This window comes from Micromonospora sp. URMC 105, assembly GCF_051386295.1.
GTDB lineage: Bacteria > Actinomycetota > Actinomycetes > Mycobacteriales > Micromonosporaceae > Micromonospora.
Map to the genome: position 1 here is coordinate 1 of NZ_JBPQTL010000081.1, position 25,649 is coordinate 25,649.

Consider the following 25,649-nt stretch of genomic DNA (forward strand, 5'->3'; position numbering starts at 1 on the left):
GCCCCGCCCCGCCGGACGCGGCCGGGCCGGCCGGCAGCCCCGCCCCGCCGGACGCGGCCGAGCCGACCGGCGCCCCCGCCCGGCCCGCCGTCGATCCGCGGGGTTGGCGCGACTACCCGGCGGGCCCCGCCTTCCTGGCTGCGCTCACCGACGGCCGGGCGCCCCGCGCCGTCTGGTCGGCGCTGGCCGGGGAGGACTGGGCCGCCCGGTACGCCGACGCCGTCGCCGCCACCGTCGCCGGCGGCCGGGGGGCGGTCGTCGTGGTCGCCGACGCCCGGGACCTGGACCGGCTCGACGCGGCGCTGACCGCCGTCCTGGGCCCGGACCGGCACGTCTGCCTCTCCGCCGCGCTCGGGCCGGCCCGCCGCTACCGGGCCTTCCTCACCGCCCGGCGCGGCGTGGTACCCGTCGTGATCGGCACCCGGGCCGCGATGTTCGCCCCGGTCGACCGGCTGGGCCTGGTCGCGATCTGGGACGACGGCGACGACCTGCACGCCGAGCCCCGGTCCCCGTACCCGCACGCCCGGGACGTGCTGCTCACCCGGGCCCACCTGGCCGGGGCCGCCGCGCTGGTCGGCGGGTACACCCGGACCGCCGAGGCGCAGCTGCTGGTGGAGACCGGCTGGGCCCGCGAGGTGGTCGCCGACCGGGCGACCCTGCGGGCGCGTACCCCGGCCATCGCGCCGACCGGCGACGACCCGCAGCTGGCCCGCGACCCCGGTGCGGCCACCGCCCGGCTGCCCAGCCTGGCCTGGACCACCGCCCGGGACACCCTGCGCGCGGACGCCCCGGTGCTGGTGCAGGTGCCCCGCCGGGGCTACCTGCCCTCGATCTCCTGCGCGGACTGCCGCACCCCGGCCCGCTGCCCGCACTGCGCCGGCCCGCTGGCGCTGCCCTCCGCCGAGGGTGCCCCCGCCTGCCGCTGGTGCGGCCGGGTCGCCGCCGCGTACGCCTGCCCGGAGTGCGGCGGGCGGCGGCTGCGGGCGGCGGTCACCGGCGCCCGGCGCACCGCCGAGGAGCTGGGCCGCGCCTTCCCCGGCGTGCCGGTGCGCACCTCGGGCCGGGAGGAGGTGCTGACCAGCGTGCCCGGCGGAGCCGGCCTGGTGATCGCCACCCCGGGCGCGGAGCCGCCGGCCGAGGGGGGCTACGGCGCGGTGCTGCTGCTGGACTCCTGGGCCCTGCTCACCCGGGCCGACCTGCGCGCCGGCGAGGAGACGCTGCGCCGGTGGCTGAGCGCCGCTGCGCTGGCCCGGCCGGCCTCGGCGGGCGGGCGGGTGGTGGTGGTCGCCGACGGCGCGCTGGCACCGGTGCAGGCGCTGCTGCGCTGGGACCCGGCCTGGTTCGCCGCCCGGGAGCTGGCCGAGCGGCGGGAGCTGGGCTTCCCCCCGGCGACGAAGATGGCCAGCGTCACCGGCCCGGCGGCGGCGGTGGCCGACCTGCTCGCCGAGGCCCGGCTGCCCGACGGCGCGGAGGTGCTCGGCCCGGTCCCGGCCGACGAGGACCGGGAGCGGATGCTGGTACGGGTGCCGCGGGCCCGGGCCGCCGCCCTCGCCGAGGCGCTGCACACCGCCGCCGGGGTGCGCAGCGCCCGCAAGGCCGCCGACCCGGTACGCCTCCAGGTCGACCCGCTCAGCCTCTTCTGACCGGCCGTGATCCGCGACACCGGAGCGGGTCGGCGCCCGGTCCGGAGCGGGTACGGTCGCACAGCGCGTCCGGTAAACCCGTGGCGGCGAGGTGGTAGCATCGCCCGTCATGCCCGGGCGCTCGGGTGGCGCGACGATGGCGGAACGCGTCGTACCGACGCCATATCGATGATGTCGATCAGCCGGTGATCAGGGGTGGACCAGTCGTGACCGTTCGTCAATCGATCGTCTTCAACGGGGACCTCGGCAGCGGCAAGAGCACCGTTTCCGTCGAGATCGCCAAGCGGTTGGGGCTGCGCCGGGTCAGCGTCGGCGACCTCTACCGGCAGATGGCGCAGGAGCGGCAGATGACCGCCCTCCAGCTCAACCTGCACGCCGAGCTGGACCAGGCCGTCGACGGCTACGTCGACCAGCTCCAGCGCGACATCGCCGCCTCCGGCGAGTCGCTGGTGATGGACTCCCGGCTGGCCTGGCACTTCTTCACCGACGCGCTCAAGGTGCACATGATCACCGAGCCGGGCGAGGCGGCCCGCCGGGTGCTGCTGCGCCCCTCCGGCCCGGCCGAGAGCTACACCTCGCTGGACGAGGCCAAGGCCAAGCTGCGCGAGCGCAGCGAGAGCGAGCGGAACCGGTTCATCCTCCGCTACGGCGTCGACAAGGCCCGGCTGCGCAACTACGACCTGGTCTGCGACACCACCCGGGCCTCCGCCGCCGAGGTGATCGAGCACATCGTCGACGCGTACGAGGGCCGGCTCGGCGCCGACGTGCTGCGCGAGGCCCCGCCGCTGCTGCTGCTCGACCCGGCCCGGGTCTACCCGACCGAGGACATCAGCACCCTGCGCGGGCTCTGGGACTCGGAGTTCGTCGGCGAGGTGGCCGCGTCCGGCGACGAGGCCCTGGAGCCGCTGCGGATCGGCTACACCGGCGAGTACTTCTTCGTGGTCGACGGGCACCGCCGGCTCAGCGCCGCCCTGCAGAACGGCTTCAACCTGGTCCCGGCCCAGCTGGTCGCCGAGGTCGACGAGCCGGTGGTCGGCGGGATGAGCGCGGTGGACTTCTTCGCCGCCCAGGTCCGGCCCAGCATCGTCTACGACTGGGAGGCCGCCCACGGCATCCAGCTGCCGCTGCCCGAGCACGCCCTGCTCGGCGGCGCCGCGGTGCTGGCGGGGGAGCCCGGCACCGGCGCCTGAGCCCCGCTGGGGACGGCCCGCCTCGGACGCGTGCCCGCCCCCGGCCACGGGGCCGCGCGGGGTCGCCCGGCGACGGCGGGACGCGCATGATGGAGCCTCCGACGCACCGACGCGGGAGGCCGGTCATGGACGCAGCCGAGGCGCTCGCCCTGCTCATGTCGCCACCGGGGCGGATCGACCCGTACCCGACGTACGAGCGGCTGCGCCGGTACGGGCCGGTGGTCCAGGCCGGGCCGGTGTTCTACGTGGTCACCGGCTACGCCGAGGTCGACGAGATTCTGCGCGACGCCCGCTTCGGGGTGATCGACGACGTGCTGCGCGACCAGTTCCTGCCCGCCTGGCGGGACAGCCCGGCCGTCGCCTCGATCTCCCGGTCGATGCTGCGGACCAACCCGCCCGACCACAGCCGGATGCGGCGGCTCGCGGCCGGCGCGTTCACCCCGCGCCGGATCGCCGCCATGCGCGACGTGGTGGTGGCGCAGGCCGACGAGCTGGTCGACGCGATGGTCGAACAGGCCCGCGACGGCGAGCCCGTCGACTTCATGGCCGAGTTCGCGTACCCGCTGCCGGTGGGGGTGATCTGCGCGCTGCTCGGGGTGCCGGCGGCCGACCGGCCGCTGTTCCGGCGCTGGGCCGCCGACCTGACCGGGGTGCTGGAGCCGGAGATCACCACCCAGGAGCTGGCCGTGGCCGACCGGGGCGCCACCGAGCTGCGCGACTACTTCGCCGCGCTGGTGCGGGCCCGCCGCGCCGCGCCCGCCGACGACCTGACCACCGCCCTGGTCGGCGTGCACGACGCCGACGGCGACCGGCTCTCCGGCGAGGAGCTGCTGGCCAACCTGGTGGTGCTGCTGGTCGCCGGCTTCGAGACCACCACCAACCTGCTCGGCAACGGCCTCGTGGTGCTGCTGGACCATCCCCGCGCGGCCGGCGCGCTGCGCGACCGTCCCGACTTCGCCCCCGGGTACGTCGAGGAACTGCTGCGCTACGACTCGCCGGTGCAGCTCACCACCCGGGTCAGCGACGCGGCAGTGACCTGCGGCGGCGTCGACCTGCCGGCGGGCAGCTGGGCGCTGCTGCTGCTCGGCGCGGCCAACCGCGACCCCCGGCGCTACCCCGAGCCGCAGCGCTTCGACCCGTGGCGCCCGCAGGTGCACCCGCTGTCGTTCGGGGCCGGGCCGCACTACTGCCTGGGCGCCGGGCTGGCCCGGCTGGAGGCGCAGGTCGCGTTCCCGCTGCTGCTGCGCCGGCTGCCCGGCCTGGCCCTGGCCGGCCGCCCCCGGCACCGGACCCGGCTCACCCTGCGCGGCTACGAGACCCTGCCGGTGATCATCGACACGGAGTCGGCGGCCCCGCATCGCGGTACGCCGGCCGGGGCCGCCCCCGGCACTCCGTAGACTGATACGGCACCCGTCCGTACAGCCGAAGGAGCCACACCGCGTGACCGTCCAGCCCATCCGTCTGTTCGGGGATCCGGTGCTGCGCACGCCGGCCGATCCGGTCGTCGACTTCGACGCCGAGCTGCGTAGGCTCATCGCCGACCTCACCGACACGATGCGGGAGCAGAGCGGCGCCGGCCTGGCCGCGCCCCAGCTCGGCGTGGGCCTGCGGGTGTTCACCTTCGACGTGGACGACGTGCTCGGGCACCTGGTCAACCCGGTGCTGGAGTTCCCCGACGAGGAGGAACAGGACGGCCCGGAGGGCTGCCTGTCCATCCCCGGGCTCTACTTCGACACGAAGCGCCGGCAGAACGTCATCGCCAAGGGCTTCAACGGCTACGGCGACCCGATGCAGATCGTCGGCACCGGGCTGATGGCGCGCTGCGTGCAGCACGAGACCGACCACCTCGACGGGGTGCTCTTCGTCGACCGGCTGGACCCGGCCGGGCGCAAGGAGGCCATGAAGGCCATCCGCCAGGCCGAGTGGTACGACCCGGCCGCCCCGCCCACGGTGAAGCTCAACCCGCACGCCGCCGGCAGCCCCTTCGGTCTGGGGCGGTGACCGGGTGCGCCTGATCTTCGCCGGCACGCCGGCCGTCGCCGTCCCCGCCCTTGCCGCCGTCGCCGCCTCCGGGCACGAGCTGCTGGCCGTGGTCACCCGCCCCGACGCCCCGGCCGGTCGCGGCCGCGGCCTGGTCCGCTCGCCGGTCGGCGCCTGGGCCGACGAGCACGGGATCGAGGTGCTGACCCCGGCGAAGCCCCGTGAGCCGGAGTTCCTCGACCGGCTGCGCGAGCTGGCCCCGGACTGCGTGCCCGTGGTCGCGTACGGCGCGCTGGTGCCGCCGGTGGCCCTGGAGGTCCCCCGGCACGGCTGGATCAACCTGCACTTCTCGCTGCTGCCCGCCTGGCGCGGCGCGGCCCCCGTGCAGCACGCCGTGCTGCACGGCGACGAGCTGACCGGCGCCAGCGTCTTCCAGCTCGAACAGGGGCTGGACACCGGTCCGGTGTACGGCACGCTCACCGACGAGATCCGGCCGACCGACACCTCCGGCGACCTGCTGGAGCGGCTCGCGCACTCCGGTGCGGGCCTGCTGGTGGCCGTCCTCGACGCGATCGAGGCCGGGTCGGCGCGGGCCGAGCCGCAGCCCACCGACGGGGTGTCCCTGGCTCCGAAGCTGACCGTGGAGGACGCGCGCGTGCGCTGGACCGATCCCGCCTTCGCCGTGGACCGGCGGATCCGGGCCTGCACGCCGGCCCCCGGGCCGTGGACGACCTTCCGGGGTGACCGGGTCAAGCTCGGCCCGGTGACCCCGGTCGGCAACGGCCCCGAGTTGAAGCCGGGAGAGCTGCTGGTGGAGAAGTCCCGGGTGCTGGCCGGCACCGCGACCGTGCCGGTGCAGCTCGGTGAGGTGCGCGCGGCGGGCAAGAAGGCCATGTCGGCGAGCGACTGGGCGCGCGGCGTCCGGGTCGGCGCCGGCGAGGTGCTCGCGTGAGCGCCCCCTCGGACCGCCCCGACAGCTCCCGTTCCGACCGTCCCCGCGACGACCGTCCCCGCGACGACCGATCCGCCGGCTCCCGCGGTGACCGGTTCGACCGGTCCGCGCCCCGGCGCTCCGACGCCCCGCGCGGTGACCGCCCGACCGGCGGCGGCTACCGGGGCGACCGGCCGACCGGCGGCGGTTACCGAGGCGACCGCCCGACCGGCGGCGGCTACCGAGGCGACCGCCAGGGTGGTGGCCGTCCCGGCTTCGACCGCCGCGGCGCTCGACCCGCCCGCCCGGCCGTGGACCTGCCCCGGTTCGCCGCCTACCAGGCCGTCGCGGCGGTGCACCGCGACGACGCGTACGCCAACCTGGTGCTCCCGTCGATCCTGCGCGAGGAGGGGTTGGTCGGCCGGGACGCCGCCTTCGCCACCGAGCTGACGTACGGCACGCTGCGGCACACCGGCACCCTGGACGCGATCATCACCGACGCCGCCGGGCGCGAGGTCGAGCGGATCGACCCGCCGGCCCGCGACGCCCTGCGGCTCGGGGCGTACCAGCTGCTGCACACCCGGGTACCGGCGCACGCGGCGGTCTCGTCGACCGTCGACCTGGTCCGCTCGGTCGCGCCCGGGGCCACCGGCTTCGCCAACGCGGTGCTGCGCGAGATCGCCGGCCGGGACGCCGACGCCTGGGTGGCCCGGCTCGCCCCACCGGTGGAGTCCGACCCGATCGGTCACCTGGCGCTGGCGTACAGCCATCCGCAATGGATCGTGCGGGCCTTCAGCGAGGCGCTCGGTGGTGACCTGGGGGAGACCACCCGGCTGCTGATCGAGGACAACGAGCGGCCCCCGGTGCACCTCTGCGCCCGGCCCGGACTTGCCGACCCGGCGGAGCTGGCCGACGAGGTGGGCGGCGCCCCCGGCGCCTTCTCCCCGTACGCGGTCTACCTCTCCGGCGGTGCGCCGGGTGAGCTGCCGGCGCTGGCGCAGGGGCGGGCGCACGTGCAGGACGAGGGCTCGCAGCTGGTGGCGAACGCGCTGGCCGTCGCGCCGCTGGACGGCCCGGACGGGCGCTGGCTGGACCTGTGCGCCGGGCCCGGCGGCAAGTCCGGCCTGCTCGGCGCGCTCGCCGCGCAGCGCGGCGCCCGGCTGACGGCCGTGGAGGTCTCCGAGCACCGGGCCCGGCTGGTCGAGCAGGCCACCCGGGGCCTGCCGGTGAACGTGCTGCACACCGACGGCCGTACGGTCGGCGCGGACCCGAAGCTGCCGGAGGGGCACTTCGACCGGGTGCTGGTGGACGCGCCCTGCACCGGCCTGGGCTCGTTGCGCCGCCGGCCGGAGTCGCGGTGGCGGCGGCAGCCGTCGGACCTGCCGCAGCTGACCCGGCTGCAACGGGAACTGCTCACCGCGGCCCTGCGCGCGGCTCGCCCCGGCGGCCTGGTCGCCTACGTCACCTGCTCTCCGCACGTGGTGGAGACGCACGTGACGGTGACCGAGGCGGCCCGGCGTGCCGAGGTGCCGGCGGACTTCGTCGACGCCCGGACGCTGCTGCCGGCCGGCATGCCGGGGCTGGGCGACGGCCCGACGGTGCAGCTCTGGCCGCACCGGCATGGCACGGACGCGATGTTCCTCGCGGTGCTGCGCCGCGGCTGAGCGGTAGCGCTTGCCGGCCCGGCGGGGCGGGAGCGAAGGTGGAAGCGGGGTGGGGCGGCGGTGAGCCGCCCCGCCGCCGGCTCAGCGGACCGGCAGGCCCTTGGTGCCGACGCCCTTGAGCGAGCGGGTCAGGTTGCGGTCGCTGACCCACAGGAAGCACTGCACGCCGCGGTTGCCGTCGCGCCATTCCCGTTCCAGCGGGTGGTAGAAGATCGAGCCGGCGCGGAACCGCAGGTTGCCGTCGTTCGGCACCCCGGTGTACTTCGCCAGCACACCCATGCATCCCTTGTGGACCCGGTCGTCGCCCCGGTTGAGCTGGGCGTAGCTGAGGTCGGTGGCCGGCCAGACGCCGACGAACTCGGCGTGGTGCCGGGCGGTGCAGGAGGCCGGGGCCATCGCCTCGACCTCGTCGCCGGAGACCTTCGGCTCGAAACAGCCCAGCCGCAGGCCGGTGTCCCGGGTCAGCGCGCCCTTCAGGCTGCCGGTGCGGGGAACGGCCCGGGACTCGTCGATGCTCGCGACCTCGGTCAGGTCGCAGCGGAACCAGCGCGCCCCGCCCGTCCACGCCGCCGGCGAGGGGAAGACGACGGCGAGCCCGAGCCGGCCGGAGCGCCAGTCGGCGCCGACCGCCCGGCGGACCTCCCGGTCGCACTCGGCGCGGGCGGCGAGCATCGCCGGGGTGCCGCCGGACGGGGGAGTGGAACGCCGGGCCTCGGTACCGGTGAAGGTGCCCACGTGCATGGTCTCGGCGCGGTGCGACCGGGCGCATTCGACCGGGCGGTACCCGCTGAGGTAGCCGACGTCCTGCACGTCGGCGTGGCAGATCCCGGCGGCGGGGACGAAGCCCTGCGGCGCGGCGAGGGCCGGCCAGTCGTCGGTGAGGTCGGCGTCCAGTCCGGCGGGTGCGCCGCATCCGGTCAGCGCCAGGAGCGCCAGGCCGCCCGCGGCGACCGCCGTCCACCACCGCCGCATCGCATCCGACCTTCCGCCGACCGTGACCGTGGCGCCCGCGCCGAACGGGCGTCACGGTGCGGCAGCATACGGCACCCGGCTCAGATGGCGGGGAGTCCCTTCGGGCCCGCGCCGCGCATGGACCGGGTCAGCTTCCGGTCGTCGCTCCACAGGAAACAACGCACGCCGCGATCGCCCTCCTCCCATTCCCGCTGGGACGGCGGGTAGAAGATCGAGCCGGCCCGGTACGGCAGGTCGGCGTTGTTCGGCACGGCGGCGAAGGCGGCGATCAGGGCCATGCAGCGCCGGTGCACCTCCTGGTTGGCGCGGCCGAACTCCGCCCAGCTCATGTCGCGTTCGACGTAGACCCCGACGAACTCGGCCCGGTGCGGCTCGGAGCAGAGCACGGGCGCCATGTAGTTGAGGTTCTCGCCGATCAGCTTGGGGTCGAAGCAGCGGTGGGTCAGCGGGTTGTCGCCGATCATCGCGCCGCGCAGGCTGCCGGTGCGGTTGACCGGGCGGGTGTTGTCGATGCTGTCGGTCTCGCTCAGATCGCAGCGGAACCAGCGGGCGCCGCCGTTCCACGCCGGCACCGACGGCAGCGCGATGTTCAGGGTGAGCCGGGCGGAGTGCCAGTCGCCGCCGAGCACCTCCCGTGCCCGCTGGTCGCACTCGGCCCGGGCGGGACGCAGCATCGGGGAGCCCGGCTCCGGGCGGGGCCCGGCCGCCGCCGCGCCGGTGAACGTCCCCACGTGGATCGCCTCGGCCAGGTGGCTGCGCGCGCAGTCCACCGTGTCGTAGGTGCCGGCCTGGACCACCGCGGTGATCCGGGGCAGGCAGGCGTCCGTGGCGGGCACGAACGCCCGCGGCGCGGGCAGGTCCGGCCAGTCGTCGGCCAGGTCGCCGTCGGGCCGGTGCTGCGGGACACAGCCGCTCATCACCATCGTCGCCGCGCCGGCCAGCGCCAGCGCCACGAGCCACCGTCGCATCGTCCGCCCTTTCCGGGAGATGACGGCCCGTCGCCGCGCCCCGCGTGCAGTCGCGCATCCGCGGGGCGTTCGGCACGTGTGACCGTCTCTGATGGAGTGTTGCCGCGATTCGGTCGGTCGGCCAGTCGCGGATGGCCGGCCGGCCGGTTTTGCGTTGCGTCTGGCCCAATCTTGCACCAGCGGTCACTCCTGGGTCACAGGGCGTTCCCGGTGGGGCCGCGATGCCGGCGGCGGGTGGCCGCATTCGTACACTGACCCGGTGACCGTACCGCCGCCGATCGTCGCGCCCAGCATCCTCGCCGCCGATTTCGCCCGCCTCGCCGACGAGGTCCGTGCCGTGGAGAACGCCGCGGACTGGCTGCACGTCGACGTGATGGACAACCACTTCGTGCCCAACCTGACCATCGGGCTGCCCGTGGTGCAGAGCCTGCGGGCGGTGACCCAGATCCCGTTCGACGTGCACCTCATGATCACCGATCCGCGGCGCTGGGCCCCGGGCTACGCCGACGCCGGTGCCTACAACGTCACCTTCCACGCCGAGGCGTGCGACGACCCGGTGGCACTGGCCAAGGACCTCCGCTCGGCCGGTGCGAAGGCGGGGTTGGCCATCGACCGGGACACCCCGATCGAGCCGTACCTGGAGCTGCTGCCCAGCTTCGACACCCTGCTGATCATGACGATCAAGGCCGGCTTCGGCGGGCAGCGGTTCATCCCGCAGCTGCTGGAGAAGGTCCGCGCCGCCCGCCGGCACGTCGACACCGGCCACCTTGAGCTGCGCATCGAGGTCGACGGCGGGATCGCCGCCGACACCATCGAGCAGGCCGCGGCGGCCGGCGCGGACGCCTTCGTCGCCGGCACCGCGGTCTACGGGGCGGCCGACCCGGCCGAGGCGGTCCGCCGCCTGCGGGGGCTCGCGGAGCGCGCGGTCCCCGGAGCCTGACGTGGACCCGGCCGACGACCGACCCGACGTCATCCTGGTCGTCGACGACGACGAGGACATCGCCCGCTTCGTCGAGTTCAACCTGCGGCTGCACGGCTTCGAGGTGCTGCACGCCGGCGACGGCCAGGAGGCGCTCGAGATGATCGAGCGGCACCGGCCGGACCTTGCCGTGGTGGACCTGATGATGCCCCGGATCGACGGCCTGGAGCTGACCCGGCGGCTGCGCGCCGACCCGATGACCTCGGCCCTGCCGGTGATCATGCTGACCGCCAAGGGGATGACCGTGGACAAGGTGCACGGCCTCAGCGCCGGCGCCGACGACTACCTGGTCAAGCCCTTCGACACCGCCGAACTGGTGGCCCGGGTCAGCTCCACGCTGCGCCGCAACAAGGAGTTCCGGGAGGTCTCCCCGCTGACCGGGCTGCCGGGCAACAGCCGGATCCGCCGCGAGATCAGCGACCGGGTACGCAGCGGCGTCGACTACGCGGTCGGCTACATCGACATCGACCGGTTCAAGAGCGTCAACGACCGGTACGGCTTCGTCCGCGGCGACGAGTTCATCTCCGCGCTGGCCCGCAGCCTGCACCGGGCGGTGGTCTCGATCGGCCTGCCGCCGGCCTTCCTCGGCCACGTCGGCGGGGACGACTTCGTCGTGGTCTGCACTCCGGAGCAGGTCCGGCCGCTGACCTTCCGCGCGGTCGAGGACTTCGAGCGGGCCGCCGACACGCTCTACGATCCGGCCGACGCCGAACGCGGCTACGTCGAGCTCAAGGACCGCCGGGGCAACGTCCGCAAGGCCCACCTGGTGACCCTCTCGATCGGGGTCTCCCTCTCCGACGCCCGGAAGCGCTTCACCGACCCGCTCGCCGCGATCGCGGTCGCCTCGGAGATGAAAACGGTCGCCAAGAGCCAGCCCGGTTCGTACGTGGCGGTGGACCGGCGGCGGGCCGACGGGGTGTGAGGTAGCCCGCGTGCAGTGGCGTACCGGCCGGGGGAACGTGTAAGACTTCCCATGTACCCACCACGCGCTGGCGGGGCTCGGTGAAATTCCGAACCGGCGGTGATCCACGGTCCGACCGTGGTAAGCCCGCGACCCGGACGGCTCAGGCCGCCCGGTGGACCTGGTGAGAATCCGGGGCCGACGGTTGGGAGCGGGAAGGTCCGCCCCCAGAAAGTCCGGATGGGAGACAGCGCGCGGGACGGGGCGGGCCTGCGTGGGCTGCACTCCAGCCAGCGCGTGGGCTCCCCGGGGGCGGCTGTGCCGTTCCCGGCTCCGCCGCCGCCTGCCCGCGGCTCCTCCCGTACCGCCCGCGCGCGGCCCGGCGAGTTGAGAGGGCACAGCCAATGGCCGGCGTCTCCGTCGACGAGGCGATGCGTCGCGCCGTCACGCTCGCGGCCCGTGGCCTCGGCACCACCAGCCCCAACCCGGTCGTCGGCTGCGTGCTGCTCGATCCGGACGGCGCGGTCGTCGGGGAGGGATTCCACGCGTACGCGGGCGGACCGCACGCCGAGATCGTCGCGCTCGCCCAAGCCGGTGAGCGGGCCCGGGGCGGCACCGCCGTGGTCACCCTCGAACCCTGCGACCACACCGGCCGCACCGGCCCCTGCAGCCTCGCGCTCGTCCAGGCCGGCGTGGCCAAGGTGGTCATCGCCGTGCCCGACCCCAACCCGGTCGCCTCCGGCGGCGCGGCCACCCTGCGCGCCGCCGGCATCCAGGTCGAGTTCGGGGTACGCGCCGAGGAGGCCGAGGCCGGCAACGTCGCCTGGCTGACCTCGATGCGCCGCGGCTGGCCGTACGTGATCTGGAAGTACGCCGCGACGCTCGACGGCCGGTCGGCGGCGGCCGACGGCACCAGCATGTGGATCACCGACGAGGCGGCCCGGATGGACGTGCACGCGCTGCGCGGCACGGTCGACGCGGTGATCGCCGGGGTGGGCACCGTGCTCGCCGACGATCCCCGGCTGACCGCCCGGAACCTGCGCGACGGCACCCTGGCCATCCGGCAGCCGCTGCGGGTGGTGGTGGACAGCTCCGGGCGTACCCCCGCATCGGCCCGGGTCCGCGACGGCGCCGCCCGGACCTGGATCGCCACCGCGGCGGAGGTCGGGGCCGGCCCGGACGGCCGGGTCGACCTGCCGGCGCTCCTGGCCGAGCTGCACCGCCGCGGCGTGCGGGCCGCGCTGCTGGAGGGCGGCCCGCAGCTGGCCGGCGCGTTCCTGGCCGCCGGGCTGGTCGACAAGGTCGTCGGGTACGTCGCGCCGAAGCTGCTGGGCGCCGGTACGACCGCGCTGCGCGACGCCGGCGTGACCACCATCGCCGACGCCATCGAACTGAAGATCACCGACGTTACGCAGGTCGGTCCCGATCTGCGGATCACCGCGCTGCCCCGGAAGAGGGAGGCCTGACATGTTCACCGGCATCGTCGAGGAGTTGGGCGAGGTCCTCCGCGTCACGGACACCGGGGGTGACTCCGCGCTGGTCGCCGTCCGCGGCCCGCTGGTCACCTCCGACGCCCGGCACGGCGACTCCATCGCGGTCAACGGCGTCTGCCTCACCGTGGTGGAGGCCGCCGACGGCGTCTTCACCGCCGACGTGATGGGGGAGACGCTGCGCCGCTCCGCGCTCGGCGCGCTGCGGGTGGGCGACCCGGTCAACCTGGAGCGGGCCGCCGCCCTGAACAGCCGGCTCGGCGGGCACATCGTGCAGGGCCACGTCGACGGGGTGGGCGAGATCGTCGCCCGGGAACCCGCCGAGCAGTGGGAGACGGTGCGCTTCCGGCTCCCGGCCGAGCTGGCCCGGTACGTGGTGGAGAAGGGCTCGATCACCATCGACGGCGTCTCGCTGACCGTCGCCGCGGTCGGCGACGACTGGTTCACCGTCGGGCTGATCCCCACCACCCTCAAGCTGACCACGCTCGGCGCCAAAAGCGTCGGCGACCCGGTCAACCTGGAGGTCGACGTGCTGGCCAAGTACGTCGAGCGGCTGCTCGGCGACCGCGTCGGCGGGGGTGGGCGCTGATGGGCCCGCTCGGCTGGCTGCTCGAGGCGCAGCTGGAGATCGCCGGCTCGCCGGTGCTGGTCCGCGAGATCGTCGGGAACGTCTTCGGGCTGGGCTCCGCGCTGCTCGGGCTGCGCCGGCTGGTCTGGGCCTGGCCGGTCGGCATGATCGGCAACGCGCTGCTCTTCACCGTCTTCCTCGGCGGCGTCTTCACCACCCCGCAGGCGCACGACCTCTACGGCCAGGCCGGCCGGCAGGTCTTCTTCTTCGCGCTCAGCGTCTACGGCTGGTGGCGCTGGTCGCGCAACCGCCGGCAGGGCGACGACCAGCCGGCCGTCAGCCCGCGCTGGGCCACCGGCCGGGAGCGGCTCGGCCTGCTGCTGGCCGCCGCCGTCGGCACCGCCGCCGCGTACCCGGTGCTCGCCGCGCTCGGCTCGTGGGGCCCGCTGCCGGACGCCTGGATCCTCACCGGCAGCCTGCTCGCCACGTACGGCATGGCCCGCGGCTGGGTCGAGTTCTGGCTGATCTGGATCGCCGTCGACGCGGTCGGTGTGCCGCTGCTGCTGCGCGGCGGGTTCTACCCGTCGGCGGCCATGTACCTGGTCTACGGCGCCTTCTGCGTCTGGGGTCTCGCCGCCTGGTGGCGGACCTCGCAGGCCACCCGGTCGGCGCCCCGGCCGATCCCGTCCACCTACTCGGAGGTCGCGGCATGACCAGTTTCGCCAGTATCGAGCAGGCGGTGGCGGACATCGCCGCCGGCCGGCCCGTCGTCGTGGTCGATGACGAGAACCGGGAGAACGAGGGCGACCTGATCTTCGCCGCCGAGCTGGCCACGCCGGAGCTGGTGGCGTTCATGGTCCGCTGGACGTCCGGCTACATCTGCGTGTCGCTGACCGAGTCGGAGTGCGACCGGCTGGACCTGCCGCCGATGCACCACACCAACCAGGACCGGCGGGGCACCGCGTACACGGTGACGGTCGACGCCCGGGAGGGGATCGGCACCGGCATCTCGGCCGCCGACCGGTCGCACACCATCCGGCTGTTGGCCGACCCGGCCACCGACCCGACCGACCTGTCCCGCCCCGGGCACGTGGTGCCGTTGCGCGCCCGCGAGGGCGGGGTGCTGCGCCGTCCCGGCCACACCGAGGCGGCCGTCGACCTGACCCGGCTGGCCGGGCTGCGTCCCGCCGGCGTGCTCTGCGAGCTGGTCAACGAGGACGGCACCATGATGCGGGTGCCGGACCTGGAGAAGTTCTGCGCCGAGCACGGGCTCACCCTGATCACGATCGCCGACCTGGTGGCGCACCGGCGGCGGCACGAGAAGCAGGTCGAGCAGGTCGCCGACGCCCGGATGCCCACCCCGTACGGGGTGTTCCGGGCGCTGGGCTACCGCGCCGAGCACGACCCGGCCGAGCACGTCGCCCTGGTGTACGGGGAGATAGGCGACGGGCAGGACGTGCTGGTGCGGGTGCACTCGGAGTGCCTGACCGGGGACGTCTTCGGCTCGCTGCGCTGCGACTGCGGCCCGCAGTTGCAGGCGTCGTTGGCCCGGGTCGCCCGGGAGGGGCGGGGCGTGGTGCTCTACGTGCGCGGGCACGAGGGGCGCGGCATCGGCCTGCTGCACAAGCTGCAGGCGTACCAGCTGCAGGACCTGGGCCGGGACACCGTGGACGCCAACCTCGACCTGGGGCTGCCCGCCGACGCCCGGGACTACGGCACCGGCGCGCAGATCCTCTACGACCTGGGCGTGCGGTCCATGCGGCTGCTGACCAACAACCCGGCCAAGCGGGCCGGGCTGGAGGGGTACGGCCTGACCATCACCGGCCGCGAGGGGCTGCCGGTCCGGCCGCACCCGGAGAACGTGCGGTATCTGCGGACCAAGCGGGACCGGATGGGCCACCTGTTGGATGAACTGGACGAGGTGACCGAGGCTCCGATGGGCCGCCCGGTCGCCGGCAACGAGATCGGAGCGTAGACATGGCGGGATTCGGCGAGCCCGGGGTGACCACGGTGGACGCGGCGGGCCTGACCGTCGGCGTGGTCGCGGCCCGCTGGCACGGCGACCTCACCGACCACATGCTGGACCGGGCGGTGGCGGCGGCCGAGGCGTGCGGCGCCCGGTCGGTGGTGGCCCGGGTGTCCGGCTCGGTGGAGCTGCCGGTGGTGGCCCAGGCCCTGGCCCGCCGCTGCGACGTGGTGGTGGCGCTCGGCGTGGTGGTGCGGGGTGCCACCGCGCACTTCGACTACGTCTGCCGGTCGGTGACCGACGGTCTCACCCGGGTCGCCCTGGACGAGGGGAAGCCGGTGGCGCACGGGGTGCTCACGGTGGAGAACATCGAGCAGGCCCGGGACCGGGCCGGGCTGCCCGGCTCCGCCGAGGACAAGGGCTGGGCGGCCACCGTCGCCGCCCTCGACGCGGCGCTGGCCATCCGGGACGTGGCCGCGGCGAACGGCCACCGGGTCGGCTTCGGCCGCTGAACCCCGCCCGGTCGGCGCCTCGGCCTGGTCCGCGCGTCGCCCGCTGCCGGGCGTGATCGACTCTGTTCCGCCGACGTGGCGGTGTCCGAGGTATCCCGGACACCGCCACGTCGGCGTTCCGGAGTGGATCTGGCCGGAACATGACGCGGCCGGACCCGGTGCGCGAGGTGTCGCCGGGTGACTGGAAGAATCGCCTTCCGTGAAGACGTTCGAGGAGTTGTTCGCCGAGCTGCAGGCCAAGGCCGCCGCCGGCACCCCGGGCTCGGGCACGGTCGCCGCCCTGGACAAGGGCGTGCACTTCATCGGCAAGAAGGTCGTCGAGGAGGCGGCCGAGTCGTGGATGGCCGCCGAGCACGAGGGGCCGGAGCGGACCGCCGAGGAGATCTCCCAGCTGCTCTACCAGGTCCAGGTGCTGATGCTCGCCAGCGGTCTGGAGCTCAAGGACGTCTACCGACATCTGTGAGTGCGCCCCGTCGTTGATCACATTCGATCGAAGGAGCACTCCGTCATGCTGCGTGTCGCCGTACCCAACAAGGGCGCCCTGGCCGAGAAGGCCGCCCAGATGCTGCGCGAGGCGGGCTACCGCCAGCGCACCGACCCGAAGGACCTCGTCTGCCCCGACGAGTCCAACGACATCGAGTTCTTCTACCTGCGTCCGAAGGACATCGCCACCTACGTCGGCTCCGGTGACCTCGACATCGGGATCACCGGCCGGGACCTGCTGATCGACTCCGGCGCGCCGGCCGAGGAGGTGATGGACCTGGCGTTCGGCCGGGCCACCTTCCGCTTCGCCGCCCGACCGGAGGACGTCGACGACGTACGGGAGCTGGGCGGGCACCGGATCGCCACCGCGTACCCCGGCCTGGTCGAGCGGTACCTCGCCGACCTGGGCGTCAAGGCCGACGTGATCCGGCTCGACGGGGCGGTGGAGAACGCCATCCGCCTCGGCGTGGCCGACGTGGTCGCCGACGTGGTGGAGACCGGCGCCACCCTGCGCCAGGCCGGCCTGGTCGTCTTCGGCGACCCGTTGCTGCGCTCGTCGGCGGTGCTGGTCCGCCGCGCCGGTGGCCCGACGCCGCCGCAGGCCGAGCAGCTGCTGCGCCGCCTGCACGGGGTGCTGGTGGCCCGCCGCTACGTCATGCTCGCCTACGACGTGCCGGCCGGGCTGCTCGACCGGGCCAGCTCGCTGACCCCGGGCATCGAGTCGCCGACGGTGTCCCCGCTGCACCGGGAGGGCTGGGTCGCGGTGCAGGCGATGGTGCTCCGCGACGACGTGCACCGGATCATGGACGAGCTGTACGAGCTGGGCGCCCGCGCCATCCTGGTCACCAACATCCACGCCTGCCGGCTGTGAGGCCGCTGCCGCCGACCGCCGCGCTGACCCTGGTCGTGCTCGGCGGGGTGGCGTCGGCGGCCCAGGGGGCGGCGAACGCCGAGCTGGGCGAGCGGGTGGGCAGCCCGGTGCTTGGGGCGGTGGTCAACAACGCCGGTGGCAGCCTGCTGGTCCTGGCCGGGTTGCTGGTCCTGCCGTCGATGCGGACCGGGCTCGCCGCGCTGCGCCGGTCCCGGCTGCCCTGGTGGTGCTACCTGGGTGGGCTCGGCGGGGCGGCGATCATCGTGGTCGGCACGTACGTCGTGCCGGTGCTCGGGGTGGCCGTCTTCACCATCGCCCAGGTCGCCGGGGGCAGTCTCGGCGGCCTGGCGGTGGACCGGGCCGGACTGGCCCCGGTGGGCCGGCTCGCGCTCACCCCGCCCCGGGTGGCCGGCGCCCTGCTCGGCACGGCGGCGGTGGGGCTCGCCCAGCTGGGCCGGCCCCTGGGCGAGCTGGCCGTCGGCCTGGTCCTGCTCGCCGTGGTGGGCGGGCTGGCGGTCGCGGTGCAGTCCGCGCTGAACGGGCGGGTGGCGGCGGGCACCGCCGCGGCCGGCACCGCGGTCAACTTCGCCGTCAGCACGCCGGCCGTGCTGGCCGTCGCGGCGCTGGCCGGCGCGTTCACCGTGGCCCGGCCGGACTGGCCACCCGCCTGGTACCTCTACACCGGCGGGCTGCTCGGGGTCGGCATCGTGGCCAGCCTGCTGGTCGGCGTGCGGGCGCTGGGCGTGCTGCGGACCGGCCTGGCGCTGGTCGCCGGCCAGCTCGGCGGGGGACTGCTGCTGGACCTGCTGCTGCCCGGCGGGCCGGGGCTGCACTGGCCGGTCCTGGCCGGCGCGGTGCTTACCCTGGTCGCCTCGGTGGTCGCCGGCCGGCCGGGGCGCCGCAGCGCCCGGACGTCCGCCGTCGTCCAGCCGGTGCCGACGGCCCGGCCGGCCCCGGCGGATCCGACCGGGGCACCGCGGCGGGGCTCCGCGTACGCCGACCGGCCCGGTCCGCCGGCCGGCTGACCCCGCCCCGCCGTCGAGCGGCCGCGTGTGGCGGCGGAACGCGGGCCGGGGGCGGGTGGCAGACTGGTGGGGTGAGCGAGCGCGAGTTGATCCGTCTGAAGCCCCGTCGCATCCGGGTGGTCTGCTGGGCCTCGGCCGCCGCCCTCCTGGTGGTCTTCAGCCTGGTGGCGACCTCGCTCACCGGCCGCACCGGCGACGGCTACGGCACGTTCCAGCGCGGTGACCAGCTCGCCATGGTCGGCCTGGGTGTCCTCGGCGCGCTGGGCATCCTGCTCTTCACCCGTCCCCGGGTCGAGGCGGACGCCCGGGGCGTACGGGTGCGCAACGTGGTCGGCTCGTACGAACTGCCCTGGGAGGTCGTGCGCGGCGTGCGCTTCGACCGGGGCGCCCCCTGGGCCAGCCTGGAGCTGCACGACGACGACCTGCTGCCGATGGTCGCCCTCCAGGCCGCCGACAAGGAGATCGCGGTCGAGGGCGTCCGGGCGCTGCGCCGGCTGCACCAGGCGCACCTGGCCGCGCTCGCCGCCGGACCGGGCGCCCGCTGAGTACCCGCGCTGACCTGCGAGCCCGGTTTGGGGATGCCTGCACCGAGGGTGTAGTGTTGCCGAGTCGACCAGACTGCCCCCGTTGTCACGTGCGGGCAGTCCCGAAGCGGAGCGCCTGCTCCCACCCGAGTCGCCCCTGACGGTGGCCGGGTCCGGTCACCGGTTCCGGGCACGTCCCGGTCCCGGATGCGCGATCATGTGATCGTGCCGACCGGTCGAGCGGGCCCTGGCATGCGCCGGGGCCTTCTGCTTTCCGGGCGGCCCCCATCCGGGGGCCCACGGGGTCGCCACACGCAGGAGAACCGACTCGAGGAGGCCCCATCAGCGTCGAACCACGCGTGAACGAGCAGATCCGGGCACGTGAGGTCCGACTGGTCGGCCCTGAGGGTGAGCAGGTGGGCATCGTCCCGCTGGAGCGCGCCCTGCAGCTGGCCGCGGACGTCGACCTGGACCTGGTCGAGGTTGCGCCGATGGCGCGCCCGCCGGTGTGCAAGCTCATGGACTTCGGCAAGTTCAAGTACGAGAGCGCACTCAAGGCGCGCGAAGCGCGGCGTAACCAGCAGCAGACCGTCATCAAGGAAATGAAGCTCCGGCCGAAGATCGACCCGCACGACTACGAGACCAAGAAGGGTCACGTGGTGCGGTTCCTCAAGGCGGGCGACAAGGTCAAGGTGACGATCATGTTCCGCGGTCGCGAGCAGAGCCGCCCGGAGCTGGGTTACCGGCTCCTGCGCCGGCTCGAGTCCGAGATCACGGACCTGGGATACGTCGAGGCCGCTCCGAAGCAGGACGGCCGAAACATGATCATGGTTCTCGCTCCGCACCGGGCCGTGAAGGCCTCCGCGGTCGCCGCCACGGCGTCCCGCGGCGGGCCCCGGGACCGGGCCGCGGAGGAGTCCGCCGCTCCGGCAGCCGGTGAGACCGCGGCGACCGGCGAGACCGCAGCAGCCGGCGAGCCCGGCGCAGTCGCCGACAACACCGGCGAGTAACAGGGAGAGACGTTCCACATGCCGAAGATGAAGAGCCACACGGGTATGGGCAAGCGGGTCAAGGTGACCGGCAAGGGCAAGATCGTTGCCCAGCAGGCCGGCCTTCGCCACAACCTGGAGAAGAAGCCCTCCCGCCAGACCCGGCGGCTGACCGGCACGGTCGTGCTGGCCAAGGCCGAAGTCAAGCGCATCAAGAAGCTGCTCGGCCGCTGACGCGCGCCACCTGAACCGAAGAAGGAGTTGAGATGGCACGCGTCAAGCGGGCTGTGAACGCCCAGAAGAAGCGTCGTACCCTGCTGGAGACCGCGAGTGGTTACCGCGGTCAGCGCTCCCGGCTGTACCGCAAGGCCAAGGAGCAGGTGCTGCACTCGATGCAGTACGCCTACCGGGACCGTCGCGACCGCAAGGGCGACTTCCGGCAGCTCTGGATCCAGCGCATCAACGCTGGCGCCCGGGCCAACGGCATGACCTACAACCGGCTGATCCAGGGCCTGCGCCTGGCCGGCATCGAGGTCGACCGCAAGATCCTGGCCGACCTGGCCGTCAACGACGCCGCGGCGTTCGCCGCGATCGTCGAGCTGGCCCGCGCCGCCGTGGCGGCCGAGGGCACCGGTGGCGCCGCGGCCCAGGCCGCCTGATCCACCCGCAGCAGATCGAGGCGTCTCCCATGCAGTCACCATCGCGCGGGAGGCGCCTCGAGGCTGTCTCCGGCCCGTTCACCCCACGTACGCCGAGGATCGTCGCCGCCCGCCGGCTCCAGCGCCGCCGGGACCGCGAGGCCACCGGCCGGTTCCTGGCCGAGGGCCCGCAGGCGGTCCGCGAGGCCCTCGCCCGCCCCGGCACGGTCACCGAACTCTTCGGTACGCCGGCCGCCCTCGACCGGTACGCCGACCTGGCGGCGACCGCCGCCCGCGCCGACGTACCGGTGTCCGAGGTGACCGACGAGGCCCTGGCGGCGCTCGCCGAGACCGTCGCCCCGCAGGGGCTGGTCGCCGTCTGCCGGCACCTCGACGTGCCGCTGGAGACCGCCCTCGACCGGGCTCCCCGGCTGGTCACGGTGCTGGCCGAGATCCGCGACCCGGGCAACGCCGGCACCGTGCTGCGCACCGCCGACGCGGCCGGGGCGGGCGCGGTGATCTTCGCCGGTGACGCCGTCGACCCGTACAACGGCAAGTGCGTGCGCGCCTCCGCCGGCAGCCTCTTCCACGTCGACGTGGTCCGCGCCACCGACCCGCTCGCGGCGGTCGGGGCGCTGCGCGCCGCCGGGCTCACCGTGCTCGCCACGACCGGGTACGGCGACAGCGACCTCGACGATCTCATCGACTACGGGCGGCTCGCCGCCCCCACCGCCTGGCTCTTCGGCTCGGAGGCGCACGGGCTGCCCGAGGAGCTGACCGCCGCCGCCGACGCCCGGGTCCGGGTGCCGCTGCACGGCCGCGCCGAGAGCCTGAACCTGGCTGCGGCCGCCGCCGTCTGCCTGTACTCTTCAGCCAGAGCACTGCGCTGACCTCGTCATGCGCGCTACGAAGCACAGGGGAGTCGTCCGCATGGTGAACGCGTCACGGCGTTCGTTTAGCCAGCCCGCCGGTGTCGGCGGGCGGCGGGCCTGACCCTTCCTCCCGCGTAACTCCCACCGGCGGGCTGCGGCACAGCCGCGCGTCCGTAGACTCGCCTAGCCGCCCGTGAGGGCCGGCGCCGCCGTGAGGGAGTGCCCGTACGCCATGAGCTACCGCAACGATCCGTACGACCCGAAGCAGGTCGCCCTGCTGGACCCGGCCGCCCTGGCCGAGGCCGTCGCCGACGCCGAGCAGGCGTTCGCCTCCGCCGCAGACCCGGACGCGCTGACCGCGCTGCGCCCCGCGCACCTCGGTGACCGCTCCCCGGTGTCCCTCGCCCGCCGGGAGATCGGCGCGCTGCCGCCGGCCGCCAAGTCCGACGCGGGCAAGCGGGTCAACGAGGCCCGCCGGGCGATCGAGGCGGCCTACGCCGCCCGCCAGGAGGTGCTGGAGCGCGAGCAGGCCGCCCGCGTGCTGGTCGAGGAGCGGGTCGACGTGACCCTGCCGTACGACCGGCGTCCCCGGGGCGCCCGCCACCCGCTGAGCACCCTGATGGAGCAGATCAGCGATCTGTTCGTCGGGATGGGCTACGAGGTGGCCGAGGGCCCCGAGGTCGAGCTGGAGTGGACCAACTTCGACGCGCTGAACATCCCCGCCGACCATCCGGCCCGCGGGCTGATGGACACCTTCCACATCGCACCGCCGGCGGGCTCGGACACGTCCGGCCTGGTGCTGCGGACCCACACCTCGCCGGTGCAGGCGCGCACCATGCTCACCCGCAAGCCGCCGATCTACGTGATCGTGCCCGGCCGCGTCTACCGCACCGACGAGCTGGACGCCACCCACGCGCCGGTCTTCCACCAGGTCGAGGGTCTGGTGGTCGACAAGGGCATCACCATGGCGCACCTGCGCGGCACGCTGGACCACTTCGCCCGGGCGATGTTCGGCGAGGGCGCGAAGACCCGCTTCCGTCCGCACTACTTCCCGTTCACCGAGCCGTCGGCGGAGTTCGACGTCTGGTTCCCGGAGCACCGGGACGGGCCGCGCTGGGTGGAGTGGGGCGGCTGCGGCATGGTCAACCCGCGGGTGCTGCGCGCCTGCGGCATCGACCCGGAGGTCTACTCCGGATTCGCGTTCGGCATGGGCATCGACCGGACCGTGATGTTCCGGCACGGGGTCAGCGACATGCGGGACATGGCCGAGGGCGACGTGCGGTTCACCCGCGCGTTCGGGGTCGGGGCGTAGGCGATGCGGGTACGAGTCACGGGAACGGTGGTCTGAAGTCATGCGAGTTTCTGTCAGTTGGCTGCGGGAGTACGTCGACCTCCCCGCCGACCTGCCCACCGGCGACCTGGAGCAGGCCCTGGTCGACCTCGGCATCGAGGTCGACTCCGTGGTGGACCTGCGGGAGACCGTCGCCGGTCAGCTGGTGGTCGGCGAGGTGCTGGAGATCGAGGAGCTGACCGGCTTCAAGAAGCCGATCCGGTTCTGCCGGGTCGACGTCGGCGCCGCCAACGGCACCGGCGAGCCGCAGGAGATCGTCTGCGGGGCGCGCAACTTCGCCGAGGGCGACCGGGTCGTGGTGATCCTCCCCGGCGGCGTGCTGCCCGGGAACTTCGTCATCGGCGCGCGCAAGACCTACGGGCGCAACTCCGCCGGCATGATCTGCTCGGCCAAGGAGCTGGGCCTCGGCGACGACCACGCCGGCATCATCGTGCTGCCCGCCGACACCCCGGCCAAGCCGGGTGACGACGCGCGCCCAGTCGTGGGGCTCGACGACGTCGTGGTCGAGCTGGACATCACCCCGGACCGGGGGTACGCGCTGAGCGTGCGCGGCCTCGCCCGCGAGCTGGCGCACGCGCTCGGCGTGCCGTTCCGCGACCCGGGCCTGGTGCCCGCGCCCGGCGGTACGCCCGAGCCGGCGTACCCGGTCGAGGTGCGCGACACCGTCGGCTGCGACCGGTTCGCGGCGCGGATGGTGCGCGGCATCGACCCGACGGCCGCGACGCCCGGCTGGATGTCGCGGCGGCTCACCGTCGCCGGTGTCCGCAGCATCTCGCTGCCGGTCGACATCACCAACTACGTGATGCTCGAACTCGGCCAGCCGATGCACGCCTTCGACGCCGGCCGGATCAGCGGCCCGCTGGTGGTCCGCCGCGCCGAGGCGGGGGAGAAGCTGACCACCCTGGACGGGGTGGCCCGCACCCTCACCGCCGAGGACATGGTCATCTGCGACGACACCGGGCCGATCTCGCTCGCCGCGGTGATGGGCGGCGAGAGCAGCGAGGTCGTCGACGGCACCACCGACGTGCTCTTCGAGGCCGCCCACTGGGACCCGGTGATGGTGGGGCGCACCGCGCGCCGGCACAAGCTGTTCAGCGAGGCGGCGAAGCGCTGGGAGCGGGGCGTGGACCCGGCCCTGCCGCTGGTCGCCCTGGAGCGGGCGGTCCGGCTGCTCACCGCGCACGCCGGTGGCACGGCCGGCGCGGAGATCCTGGACCTCGACCACGTCCGGCCGATGCGGTCGGTGGTCCTGCCGGTCGACCTGCCGTCGCGGCGGGTCGGGGTGGCGTACTCCCCGGAGCGGGTGGTCGCCCTGCTGGAGCAGGTCGGCTGCACCGTCGTCCGGGGCGCCGACCGGCTGGCCGAGGACCCGGGCGAGGTCGGCGTGGCCGCCGGCGCCGGCGACGTGCTCACCGTGACCCCGCCGACCTGGCGACCCGACCTCACCGACCCGGCCGACCTGGTCGAGGAGGTGGTCCGCCTCGACGGGTACGACCGCGTGCCGTCGGTGCTGCCCACCGCGCCCGCCGGGCGGGGCCTCACCTGGCAGCAGCGCCGCCGCCGGGCGGTGGCCCGCTCGCTGGCCGAGCGCGGCCACGTCGAGGTGCTGGCCCACCCGTTCACCGCGCCGGAGCTGGCCGACCAGCTCGGCCTGCTCGCCGACGACCCGCGCCGGGCGGCGGTCCGGCTGGCCAACCCGCTGTCGGAGGAGGAGCCGGTGCTGCGGACCACGCTGCTCGGCCCGCTGCTCGGCATCCTCAAGCGCAACCTGGGCCGGGGCCAGCGCGACCTCTCCCTCTACGAGATCGGCACGGTCTTCCACCCGCGTCCCGGCGTCGGCACCCCGCCGGCGATGGGCGTGGACCGGCGGCCCACCGAGGCCGAGTTCGCCGCCGCCGACGCGGTGGTGCCGCACCAGCCGCGGCACGTCGCGGTCGTGCTCGCCGGCGACGTGGACCCCGCCGGCTGGTGGGGCCCGGGCCGGGCGGCCGGCTGGGCGGACGCGGTCGAGGCCGGCCGGGCGGTGCTCGCCGCCGCCGACATCCCGGCGGACCGGATCGAGGTGCGGGCCGTCGAGTACGCGCCCTGGCACCCCGGGCGCTGTGCCGCGCTGCTGGTCGACGGCGCGGTCGTCGGTCACGCCGGCGAGCTGCACCCGGCCGTCGTGGCGGCGCTGGAGCTGCCCCGGCGGACCAGCGCCATGGAGCTGGACCTGGACGCGTTGCCGGCCCCGCCGGTCGCGCCCGCGCCGACCGTGTCCGGTTTCCCGCCGGCGCTGATCGACGTGGCGCTGGTGCTGGACGAGTCGGTGCCCGCGGCCGAGGTCGAGCAGGCCCTGGTCGAGGGTGCCGGCGAGCTGCTGGAGAGCGTCCGGCTCTTCGACGTGTACGCCTCGGAGCAGCTCGGCGCGGGACGCCGCTCGCTGGCGTACAAGCTCACCTTCCGGGCCCCGGACCGGACGCTGACCGTCGAGGAGGCGGTGGCCGCCCGCGACGCGGCCGTCGCCCTCGCGGCGCAGCGGTTCGGCGCCACGCTGCGCGGCGCCTGACCGGTGCCGCTCCTCGGATGGCTGGTGGTGGCCGGCGTGCTCGCGTCGGTCACCGCCGGGCTGTGGTGGGCGCGTCGGCACCTGCTGCTGGTCTCCGTGGTCGGTCGCAGCATGGAGCCGACGCTGCGCGCGGGTGACCGGGTGCTGGCCCGGCGGGTGCCGCTGGACCGGGTCCGGGCCGGCGACGTGGTGGTGGTGGCCGCACCGGCGGCGATGACGGCGGGCCGCCCGGGCCGCCCCGGTGCGGAACCCGGGCTGTTGATCAAGCGGGCGCACGCGGTGCCGGGCGATCCGGTGCCGGTCCAGCGGGTGCCGCTGCTGCGCGGGCGCGACGAGCGCGTGGTGCCGGCCGGCCGGCTGGTCGTGCTCGGCGACAACCCGCCCTTCAGCTACGACTCCCGCGAGTGCGGCTACATCGCCGCCGCCGACGTGCTCGGCGTGGTGGTCCGGCCGCGGCTGCGCGCCGAGTGAGCGGAGCACCGGAGTAGGCGTGCCGCCCGGCCCGGGCCGGGCGCCGGACCGGACGCTGACCGTCGAGGAGGCGGTGGCCGCCCGCGACGCGGCCGTCGCCCTCGCGGCGCAGC

At 75.0% G+C, this 25,649-nt stretch carries 26 protein-coding genes and 1 riboswitch; of the genes, 24 read left to right on the forward strand and 2 right to left on the reverse strand.

The features are described 5' to 3' along the window. From ACSNN7_RS22070 to ACSNN7_RS22095, 6 genes are all read left to right on the forward strand, one after another. Positions 1-1,643 (forward strand): primosome assembly protein PriA (locus ACSNN7_RS22070; RefSeq protein ID WP_436682856.1); only part of this gene is annotated, 1,643 nt, incomplete at its 5' end. A 206-nt stretch (positions 1,644-1,849) separates the two neighbouring features. Next, positions 1,850-2,833 (forward strand): AAA family ATPase, encoded by a 984-nt coding sequence (locus tag ACSNN7_RS22075; RefSeq protein ID WP_436682857.1) that lies wholly within the window; start codon positions 1,850-1,852, stop codon positions 2,831-2,833. A gap of 125 nt (positions 2,834-2,958) precedes the next feature. Further along, complete coding sequence (locus ACSNN7_RS22080; protein WP_436682858.1) at positions 2,959-4,230, forward strand: cytochrome P450; 1,272 nt, start codon at positions 2,959-2,961, stop codon at positions 4,228-4,230. 43 nt (positions 4,231-4,273) lie between these two features. Next, entirely contained in the window at positions 4,274-4,834 is a 561-nt protein-coding gene (def, locus tag ACSNN7_RS22085) for a peptide deformylase (protein ID WP_357108972.1), read from the forward strand. Between the two features lie 4 nt (positions 4,835-4,838). Further along, on the forward strand, positions 4,839-5,765 hold the full coding sequence (fmt, locus tag ACSNN7_RS22090) for a methionyl-tRNA formyltransferase (protein ID WP_436682859.1): 927 nt from the start codon (positions 4,839-4,841) through the stop codon (positions 5,763-5,765). Then, positions 5,762-7,408 (forward strand): transcription antitermination factor NusB, encoded by a 1,647-nt coding sequence (locus ACSNN7_RS22095; protein ID WP_436682860.1) that lies wholly within the window; start codon positions 5,762-5,764, stop codon positions 7,406-7,408. Before fmt ends, ACSNN7_RS22095 begins: the two co-directional genes overlap by 4 nt. Positions 7,409-7,489: 81 nt before the next feature. On the opposite strand, the gene ACSNN7_RS22100 is transcribed toward ACSNN7_RS22095, so the two are convergent. Then, on the reverse strand, positions 7,490-8,380 hold the full coding sequence (locus ACSNN7_RS22100) for a septum formation family protein (protein WP_436682861.1): 891 nt from the start codon (positions 8,378-8,380) through the stop codon (positions 7,490-7,492). Between the two features lie 80 nt (positions 8,381-8,460). Continuing rightward, on the reverse strand, positions 8,461-9,348 hold the full coding sequence (locus ACSNN7_RS22105) for a septum formation family protein (protein WP_436682862.1): 888 nt from the start codon (positions 9,346-9,348) through the stop codon (positions 8,461-8,463). Between the two features lie 259 nt (positions 9,349-9,607). Here ACSNN7_RS22105 and rpe point away from each other — a divergent pair, with 259 nt between their 5' ends. The 18 genes from rpe (at position 9,608) to ACSNN7_RS22195 (ending at position 25,536) form a co-directional block, all read left to right on the forward strand. Next, on the forward strand, positions 9,608-10,288 hold the full coding sequence (gene rpe / locus ACSNN7_RS22110; protein WP_436682863.1) for a ribulose-phosphate 3-epimerase: 681 nt from the start codon (positions 9,608-9,610) through the stop codon (positions 10,286-10,288). Position 10,289: 1 nt separating this feature from the next. Continuing rightward, positions 10,290-11,249 (forward strand): GGDEF domain-containing response regulator, encoded by a 960-nt coding sequence (locus ACSNN7_RS22115; RefSeq protein WP_436682864.1) that lies wholly within the window; start codon positions 10,290-10,292, stop codon positions 11,247-11,249. 62 nt (positions 11,250-11,311) lie between these two features. Then, a riboswitch (FMN riboswitch) is annotated at positions 11,312-11,484 on the forward strand. Between the two features lie 148 nt (positions 11,485-11,632). Further along, a complete protein-coding gene (gene ribD / locus ACSNN7_RS22120) occupies positions 11,633-12,694 on the forward strand; it encodes a bifunctional diaminohydroxyphosphoribosylaminopyrimidine deaminase/5-amino-6-(5-phosphoribosylamino)uracil reductase RibD (RefSeq protein ID WP_436682865.1) in 1,062 nt (353 codons plus the stop codon). 1 nt (position 12,695) lies between these two features. Further along, positions 12,696-13,307, forward strand: a complete 612-nt coding sequence (locus ACSNN7_RS22125; RefSeq protein WP_436682866.1) for a riboflavin synthase — start codon at positions 12,696-12,698, stop codon at positions 13,305-13,307. Then, entirely contained in the window at positions 13,307-13,999 is a 693-nt protein-coding gene (gene pnuC, locus ACSNN7_RS22130) for a nicotinamide riboside transporter PnuC (protein ID WP_436682867.1), read from the forward strand. Before ACSNN7_RS22125 ends, pnuC begins: the two co-directional genes overlap by 1 nt. Then, positions 13,996-15,261 (forward strand): bifunctional 3,4-dihydroxy-2-butanone-4-phosphate synthase/GTP cyclohydrolase II, encoded by a 1,266-nt coding sequence (locus ACSNN7_RS22135; protein WP_436682868.1) that lies wholly within the window; start codon positions 13,996-13,998, stop codon positions 15,259-15,261. The genes pnuC and ACSNN7_RS22135 overlap by 4 nt, the downstream gene beginning before the upstream one ends. Before the next feature lie 2 nt (positions 15,262-15,263). Next, positions 15,264-15,764 (forward strand): 6,7-dimethyl-8-ribityllumazine synthase, encoded by a 501-nt coding sequence (gene ribH / locus ACSNN7_RS22140; RefSeq protein ID WP_436682869.1) that lies wholly within the window; start codon positions 15,264-15,266, stop codon positions 15,762-15,764. A gap of 199 nt (positions 15,765-15,963) precedes the next feature. Next, positions 15,964-16,227, forward strand: a complete 264-nt coding sequence (locus tag ACSNN7_RS22145) for a phosphoribosyl-ATP diphosphatase (RefSeq protein WP_030335709.1) — start codon at positions 15,964-15,966, stop codon at positions 16,225-16,227. Positions 16,228-16,272: 45 nt separating this feature from the next. Continuing rightward, entirely contained in the window at positions 16,273-17,118 is an 846-nt protein-coding gene (hisG, locus tag ACSNN7_RS22150) for an ATP phosphoribosyltransferase (protein ID WP_436682870.1), read from the forward strand. Then, positions 17,115-18,143: a DMT family transporter gene (locus ACSNN7_RS22155; RefSeq protein WP_436682871.1), complete on the forward strand. Its 1,029-nt coding sequence runs from the start codon at positions 17,115-17,117 to the stop codon at positions 18,141-18,143. The genes hisG and ACSNN7_RS22155 overlap by 4 nt, the downstream gene beginning before the upstream one ends. A gap of 71 nt (positions 18,144-18,214) precedes the next feature. Then, positions 18,215-18,688, forward strand: a complete 474-nt coding sequence (locus tag ACSNN7_RS22160) for a PH domain-containing protein (protein ID WP_436682872.1) — start codon at positions 18,215-18,217, stop codon at positions 18,686-18,688. 338 nt (positions 18,689-19,026) lie between these two features. Then, positions 19,027-19,677, forward strand: coding sequence for a translation initiation factor IF-3 (gene infC / locus ACSNN7_RS22165; RefSeq protein ID WP_436682873.1), 651 nt, complete (start codon positions 19,027-19,029; stop codon positions 19,675-19,677). Between the two features lie 18 nt (positions 19,678-19,695). After that, positions 19,696-19,890: a 50S ribosomal protein L35 gene (gene rpmI, locus ACSNN7_RS22170; RefSeq protein WP_334455516.1), complete on the forward strand. Its 195-nt coding sequence runs from the start codon at positions 19,696-19,698 to the stop codon at positions 19,888-19,890. Positions 19,891-19,922: 32 nt separating this feature from the next. Further along, a complete protein-coding gene (gene rplT, locus ACSNN7_RS22175) occupies positions 19,923-20,315 on the forward strand; it encodes a 50S ribosomal protein L20 (RefSeq protein ID WP_030335718.1) in 393 nt (130 codons plus the stop codon). Positions 20,316-20,344: 29 nt separating this feature from the next. Beyond that, positions 20,345-21,184, forward strand: a complete 840-nt coding sequence (locus tag ACSNN7_RS22180) for a TrmH family RNA methyltransferase (protein ID WP_436682874.1) — start codon at positions 20,345-20,347, stop codon at positions 21,182-21,184. Between the two features lie 214 nt (positions 21,185-21,398). Then, positions 21,399-22,478: a phenylalanine--tRNA ligase subunit alpha gene (gene pheS / locus ACSNN7_RS22185; protein ID WP_436682875.1), complete on the forward strand. Its 1,080-nt coding sequence runs from the start codon at positions 21,399-21,401 to the stop codon at positions 22,476-22,478. Between the two features lie 40 nt (positions 22,479-22,518). Further along, a complete protein-coding gene (gene pheT, locus ACSNN7_RS22190; RefSeq protein ID WP_436682876.1) occupies positions 22,519-25,065 on the forward strand; it encodes a phenylalanine--tRNA ligase subunit beta in 2,547 nt (848 codons plus the stop codon). A 3-nt stretch (positions 25,066-25,068) separates the two neighbouring features. Then, positions 25,069-25,536 carry a S26 family signal peptidase gene (locus ACSNN7_RS22195; RefSeq protein WP_436682877.1) on the forward strand — a complete coding sequence of 156 codons (468 nt, stop codon included), beginning with the start codon at positions 25,069-25,071 and terminating at the stop codon, positions 25,534-25,536. Positions 25,537-25,649: the final 113 nt, after the last annotated feature.

Excerpts from the sequence above, each read along its gene's own strand:
- ACSNN7_RS22080 (WP_436682858.1), top strand. The coding sequence starts at position 2,959 with ATGGACGCAGCCGAGGCGCTCGCCCTGCTCATGTCGCCACCGGGGCGG.
- ACSNN7_RS22100 (WP_436682861.1), bottom strand. The coding sequence starts at position 8,380 with ATGCGGCGGTGGTGGACGGCGGTCGCCGCGGGCGGCCTGGCGCTCCTG.
- ACSNN7_RS22105 (WP_436682862.1), bottom strand. The coding sequence starts at position 9,348 with ATGCGACGGTGGCTCGTGGCGCTGGCGCTGGCCGGCGCGGCGACGATG.
- ribD (WP_436682865.1), top strand. The coding sequence starts at position 11,633 with ATGGCCGGCGTCTCCGTCGACGAGGCGATGCGTCGCGCCGTCACGCTC.
- ACSNN7_RS22125 (WP_436682866.1), top strand. The coding sequence starts at position 12,696 with ATGTTCACCGGCATCGTCGAGGAGTTGGGCGAGGTCCTCCGCGTCACG.
- pnuC (WP_436682867.1), top strand. The coding sequence starts at position 13,307 with ATGGGCCCGCTCGGCTGGCTGCTCGAGGCGCAGCTGGAGATCGCCGGC.
- ACSNN7_RS22135 (WP_436682868.1), top strand. The coding sequence starts at position 13,996 with ATGACCAGTTTCGCCAGTATCGAGCAGGCGGTGGCGGACATCGCCGCC.
- ribH (WP_436682869.1), top strand. The coding sequence starts at position 15,264 with ATGGCGGGATTCGGCGAGCCCGGGGTGACCACGGTGGACGCGGCGGGC.
- hisG (WP_436682870.1), top strand. The coding sequence starts at position 16,273 with ATGCTGCGTGTCGCCGTACCCAACAAGGGCGCCCTGGCCGAGAAGGCC.
- rpmI (WP_334455516.1), top strand. The coding sequence starts at position 19,696 with ATGCCGAAGATGAAGAGCCACACGGGTATGGGCAAGCGGGTCAAGGTG.
- rplT (WP_030335718.1), top strand. The coding sequence starts at position 19,923 with ATGGCACGCGTCAAGCGGGCTGTGAACGCCCAGAAGAAGCGTCGTACC.
- ACSNN7_RS22180 (WP_436682874.1), top strand. The coding sequence starts at position 20,345 with ATGCAGTCACCATCGCGCGGGAGGCGCCTCGAGGCTGTCTCCGGCCCG.
- pheS (WP_436682875.1), top strand. The coding sequence starts at position 21,399 with ATGAGCTACCGCAACGATCCGTACGACCCGAAGCAGGTCGCCCTGCTG.
- pheT (WP_436682876.1), top strand. The coding sequence starts at position 22,519 with ATGCGAGTTTCTGTCAGTTGGCTGCGGGAGTACGTCGACCTCCCCGCC.